Source organism: Microbacterium sp. H6, assembly GCF_003314775.1.
Lineage (GTDB): Bacteria > Actinomycetota > Actinomycetes > Actinomycetales > Microbacteriaceae > Microbacterium > Microbacterium oxydans.
Genome location: NZ_QOAY01000234.1, coordinates 1 through 5,353 on the forward strand (window position 1 = coordinate 1; position 5,353 = coordinate 5,353).

A 5,353-nucleotide genomic window follows, 5' to 3' on the forward strand; every position below is an offset into this window, starting at 1 on the left:
CCACGCGTGCCAGAACCCGAGCGATCCGGTCCACGGCAGAACGGCGCCGAACGGCCAGCCCTGCGAAGGGTCGCTCGCCATCGCCGCGACACCGTCGCCGTAGGTCTGCAACGCAGCGCGACTGCGTGAGTCACCGGCCTCGGTCGCGGCGACCAGACCGAGCATGGCCTCGGCCGTGGCATCCGCTCCTCCGGCGATCAGCCACCCCGGCAGCCGGCGTCCGTCGCTGTGCACCCACTGCCCGGCGCGCGAGAGCGACTCCTGCCCGAGCGCGTCGAGGCACAGGTGCAGGCGGGCGAGGAGGAATGCTGCGAACTCCGGATCGTCGCGACGGAAGGCCGCGTAGCCCTCGCCGAAGGCCCAGACCGAACGGGCGAGCCAGTACGACTCCGCCGAGTCGGAGGGGTCGGGCAGTTCGACAGGGACGGCGCTGGGGGTCAGGGTGCCGTCCTCCTGCTGCCACAGCACCACACGCCCGGCATTCGGACCGGAGGCGGTCTGCAGGAAGGCGAGTGAGCGGAGCACGTCGCGGGCCTCGTCACGGCTCTGCGCGTCGCCCGCTGCCTTCCATTCGCGCAGGAACACGATGGCCGCGCGGGCGATGTCGTCGGCGTTGTACGCGCCCTGCGACCAGTGTCCCGTCACCGCATCCCGTGTGCCACCGCCGACCGGGCGATAGCCGCCTGCGCCGTCGGTGTCGGCGTAGGTCCAGGGCGCGCGGACCGCCGGTTGCGCCTCGATTCCGAACGTGGTGTGGGTCGCGCTCGCGACGACGGGAACATCGGCGAGGAGGAATCGCAGGTGGGCGAGGTTCGTCAGCCGTGGTCGACGCGCAGTCTCGGACGTCAGCACTGCCGTGCCGGTCGCAGTGTTCGTCGCGCCCCTGGCGGCGTCGACGGGGAGGAGGGCGAGCGCGGAGGCCGCCGCCGTGAACGTCAGGAAGGTGCGTCGAGAGGCATCCATGTCCTCACGCCTCTCCGCCGTCGCGCAGCGCGCGACCCCACGACTCGGCCGGATCGTGGATCGCGACCGCCAGAGTCGTGTCGGACTGCCCGTAGTACGCGAACCACTTTCCGTGGAACTTCACGAGCCCCTCCACGAAGGTCACGTTCGAGACGAGCCCGTGCATGTCCTCGAAGGTCTGCGGGCGCAGCCACGGTTCCTGCAGGCGGGCGATGACCTTCGTCGGCTCGTCCGGGTCGATGGCGATCTGCCCGCAGCGGTAGTCGACGTCGACGGTGCCGTCGTCGTGCACCACACGGGTGGCACCGTTGGTGAGGAACAGCAGCAGGCCGTTGTCGGTGACCACAGGGGAGGTGCCGATCTCGACGAGCGCCTCGTCCCAGGTGCCGGGCGTCGGCGAGTACATCGGCTCGGTGTCGGCGGTGCCGGGAGTCCAGTGGATCAGGTCGTCGCTGGTCGCCCAGTAGATCGCGCCCTCGCCGAAGTACATCCACCACTTGCCGTGCATCCGCTGCGGAACGATGACCCCGGCCTTGGACCAGTTGAAGCCGCGCGGGTCCATGGTCTTGAAGGTGTCGAAGTCGTCGAAGAGCGGGCCGTGCTTGGTCCAGGTGCGCAGGTCGGTCGAGGTCGCCAGGCACAGCTGTGCGCTCCGGCGGTCCCAGCCCGTGTAGGTGAGGTAGTACGTGCCGTCGATCAGCGCGATGCGCGGGTCTTCGCACCCGTAGGTCTCGTAGTCCTCGGAGGGGGAGAGGATCGGCGCATCCTCTCGGGTGAACGTCACCCCGTCCGTCGAGCGGGCGATACCGATGTGGGAGACGATGTCGTCGGCGTGCGCCCGGTAGAGCAGCACGACCTCGTCGCCGTCGACGATGGCCGCCGGGTTGTAGAGGTTGGCCGACTCCCAGCTGTCGCCGCGCGGACGCAGGATCGGGTTGCCCTCATAGGGCGTGAACGGACCGAGGGGGAAGGAGGCTCCGGAGAACATGGGGGCCCTTTCTTGCTGGGGGATGGAGGCTAGCCTTTGACGGCCGCGCCGAGATCAGTGGCCTTGAAGAAGCGCTGGAAGACGACGAACAGGATGACGACGGGGAACGCGAGCGCCGTGGCGCCGGCGAGGATCGCACCGTTCGGGTTGGCCGTGGACTGCGCCACGTTGGAGATGTAGTTCGCCAGTGACACGGCCAGCGGCTGCAGGCTCGCATCCTTCGTGATGAGGAATGGCCAGAGGAACTCGTTCCAGGGGCCGATGAAGGTGACCAGCACGACCGTGACCAGCACGGGGCGGATGAGCGGGATCGCGACGGATGTCAGCAGACGGATCTCGCCCGCACCGTCGATCCGCGCCGCTTCGAAGATCTCCACCGGCAGCGCCTTGAAGAACTGCACGAAGATGAACACCGCCGTGGTGTTGATCAGGAACGGCAGGATCATGCCCATGTACGAGTCGCCGAGGCCGTAATTGCGCGTGATCTGCACGTAGAGCGGGATCATCAGCAGCTGGAACGGCACCATCTGCACGAGCAGCATCAGCACCCAGATCACGCCGCGCCCACGGAAGTCGAGACGGGCGATCGCGTAGCCGGCGAGCAGGCCGAACACGACGGTCCCCAGCAGCACGCCGGCTGTGAAGATCAGCGAGTTCAGCAGCGAGCCGACCAGGTCGATGCGCGAGTCGATCGCGACGAAGTTGTCGACCGTCCACCCGCTCGTCGGGAACAGCTCGCTGGGGGAGTTCGTCGGACTCTCCTGGAACGCCCCCACGATCATGAAGTAGAACGGGAAGGCGAAGCCGATGGCCGCGATCGTGAGCAGGATGATGCTCAGGATGCGGGGGGCTGAACGCGTGCGTTTCATCATCGCTCCCTGGTCGCTCGGTTGGCCGCCAGCGAGAGCATGCCGACGAGGATCACGAGGATCATGCCGATGGCCGCTGCGGTGTCGGGGTTCTGCTGCTGGATGCCCAGCTGATAGATCAACAGCACCGGGGTGGTCGATGCGCCGTCAGGGCCGCCCCCGTTGGTGAGCAGATACGGCTCGGTGAAGAGGTTGGCTCCGGTGATGATCGACAGGATCAGCACGAGGGTCGTGGCGCTGCGCACCCCGGGGATCGTGACGTGTCGGAAGCGCGAGAGCACCCCGGCGCCATCGGTCTCCGCCGACTCGTACAGCTCCTTCGGCACGTTCTGCAGCGCCGCCAGATACAGCAGGATGTAGAACCCGAGCTGCTTCCAGGTCACGTAGAACGCGATCATCGGCATCGCGAGTCCGCTGTTGACGAGCCACGACGGGTCGGGGGCGAGCGGGCCGAGGATCGTGTTGATCAGCCCGTTGCCCGAGAACAGCAGCATCCACACGCCCACCAGCGAGACGCTCGCCGTGAGATACGGCACATAGAACGCGACTCGGTACGCCGCGACCCACCGGATGCCGGTGTTCAGGGCCGCGGCGAGCACCAGGGCGAGCACGGCCGTGAGGGGCACGTTGATGACCAGGAAGATCAGGGTGTTGCGGAACGAGCCGAGCACTCGCGGGTCGGTGAGCACCGTGACGAAGTTGTCGAAGCCCACGAACGGGCGGTCGACCTCGGTGCCGGGAGCGGTGAAGAAGTAGTCGTGGAAGGCGATGTAGACCGCGAACGCGAGGGGGTAGGCGAAGATCGCGATCACGAACACGAAGTACGGCAGCGCGAACAGTCCACCGATCGGTTGCGCACCCAGCCATCGGGTGCGCAACCTCTTCTTGTCGGTCACGGCGTCACTCGGCGACGAGCGCGTCGATCTTCTTCGCCGCGTTCCCGAGGAAGTCGTCGATCGACTCCTTGTCGAAGATCACGGCCGAGGAGTACTCGTCGCGGAATGCCTGCCACGCCTCGACGGAGTTCGGGATGCTGGGCACGTCGGCGGTCTTCTCTGCCTGCTCGGCGAACGCCACGTAGTTCGGGTTCGCGGCGAAGTAGTCGCCGTAGGTGTCGGTGAGGCCGGTGCGCATCGGCATCTGCCCCGTGGCCTCGAGCAGCTGGCCGTCGCTGTCCTCGCTGGTGGAGAACTTCAGGAACTCCCACGCCGTGCCCTGGTTCTTGCACGCCGTGAACATCGACACGCTCTTCGAGTCGGCGAACGTCGTGGGGGCCTCGCGGCCGTCGCTGGTCGGCACCGGCATGAAGCCGACGTCGACCGTGTCGGCATAGGAGGGGATCGCCCAGGGGCCGGCGAGCTGCATGGCGGTGGTGCCGGCCGACATTGCGTCATCGGTCGAGGCCTCGTTCGGCGACAGCTTCTCGTCGTAGAAGGTCTTCCAGAACTCGGAGACGGTGCGCCCGGCATCCGAGTCGAAGGTGGACTTGCCGTCTTCGACGAGCATCGTGCCGTCGGTCTCGGCCAGGTACAGCGGATAGAAGTCGAACCACGGCTGGTAGAACTCACTCGTCGGTGCCGGCCAGATCGCACTCTGCACGCCCGAGGCGACGATCGCGCGCGACCCCTCGAGGAACGCGTCGTACGTGTTCATCTGCGGTTCTTCGGGGTCGATCCCCGCGGCCTGGAAGAGCGCCTTGTTGTACATGACCATCACGGGGTTCGACTTCCACGGGAGCTGGTAGAAGCTGCCATCGCTCGCGTAGGCGTCGACCTCTCCGCCGCGCTCGGTGATGTAGTCGCTGCCGCCGTCGATCTTGCTGAGGTCGACGAGTCCGCCCTGCTTGACCCAGCCCGAGACCGCGGCCGGCGCCACGTTGTAGACGAGGCAGGGAGCCGTGCCCGCGGTGATCGCGGCGGTGATCGCCTCTTCCGACGACGAGCCAGCGGGGATCTCCTGCGCCTTGACCTTCTCGTCGGGGTGCTCGGCGTTCCATGCCTCGACCACTGCGGTGCCCCAGGCGAGTTCCTGTTCGTTGTTGGAGAGCCAGATGCTGATGGGCCCGGTGCCGTCGGCGGATCCTTCGCCGCCGCCCCCTCCGGCCGAGCATCCGGTGGCGATGAGAGCGGTGGCGCCGATCAGGGCGATTGCGCGGAGCTTCTTCATGGTGTCCTCCTTGACACTGCGGGTGATGACGCTGCGGGTGGTGATGCTGTGGTGATGCGGATATCGACTAGCTCGTGCTCTCCCGGAAGTGCACGACGTTGCAGTCGACGATCTCGGTGCGCGGCTGCGCCCCGAGGATGTCTGCCCGCAGGAGGCGGGCGGCGGCGCGGCCCCGGGCCGCGGGGTCGGACGAGACGCTGGTCAGCGCCGGAGACAGGTGGGCGGAGAGGTGGTCGTCATCGAAGCCCGAGATCGCGAGGTCCTGCGGGATCGAGAGGCCCTGGGAGCGCGCGTAGGAGAGGCCGGCGATGGCCATGGTGTCGTTCGAGTAGAGGACCGCGGTCGGGCGGTCGGGCAGGGCGAGGAG

General features: G+C 67.5%; 5 protein-coding genes and 1 pseudogene. All 6 read right to left on the minus strand.

Annotated elements, in window-relative coordinates; genetic code table 11:
* Positions 1 to 963 (minus strand): annotated as a pseudogene (locus DSP71_RS14980) (hypothetical protein); the annotation flags it as partial.
* Positions 964 to 967: 4 nt separating this feature from the next.
* Positions 968 to 1,951, minus strand: coding sequence for a glycoside hydrolase family 130 protein (locus DSP71_RS14985; RefSeq protein WP_113681481.1), 984 nt, complete (start codon positions 1,949 to 1,951; stop codon positions 968 to 970).
* Positions 1,952 to 1,980: 29 nt separating this feature from the next.
* A complete protein-coding gene (locus tag DSP71_RS14990; RefSeq protein WP_113681482.1) occupies positions 1,981 to 2,823 on the minus strand; it encodes a carbohydrate ABC transporter permease in 843 nt (280 codons plus the stop codon).
* A complete protein-coding gene (locus tag DSP71_RS14995; RefSeq protein ID WP_113681483.1) occupies positions 2,820 to 3,716 on the minus strand; it encodes a carbohydrate ABC transporter permease in 897 nt (298 codons plus the stop codon). Before DSP71_RS14995 ends, DSP71_RS14990 begins: the two co-directional genes overlap by 4 nt.
* 4 nt (positions 3,717 to 3,720) lie before the next feature.
* The gene (locus DSP71_RS15000; protein WP_113681484.1) at positions 3,721 to 4,986 is read right to left on the minus strand and encodes an extracellular solute-binding protein; all 1,266 of its coding nucleotides are present in this window, start codon (positions 4,984 to 4,986) and stop codon (positions 3,721 to 3,723) included.
* A gap of 67 nt (positions 4,987 to 5,053) precedes the next feature.
* Positions 5,054 to 5,353, minus strand: a 300-nt coding sequence (locus tag DSP71_RS15005) for a substrate-binding domain-containing protein (RefSeq protein ID WP_147251330.1), incomplete at its 5' end; no start/stop codon positions are given.

What these genes read in the sequence shown, in the direction of transcription:
- DSP71_RS14985 (WP_113681481.1), bottom strand. Translation starts at nt 1,951, where the DNA reads ATGTTCTCCGGAGCCTCCTTCCCCCTCGGTCCGTTCACGCCCTATGAG.
- DSP71_RS14990 (WP_113681482.1), bottom strand. Translation starts at nt 2,823, where the DNA reads ATGATGAAACGCACGCGTTCAGCCCCCCGCATCCTGAGCATCATCCTG.
- DSP71_RS15000 (WP_113681484.1), bottom strand. Translation starts at nt 4,986, where the DNA reads ATGAAGAAGCTCCGCGCAATCGCCCTGATCGGCGCCACCGCTCTCATC.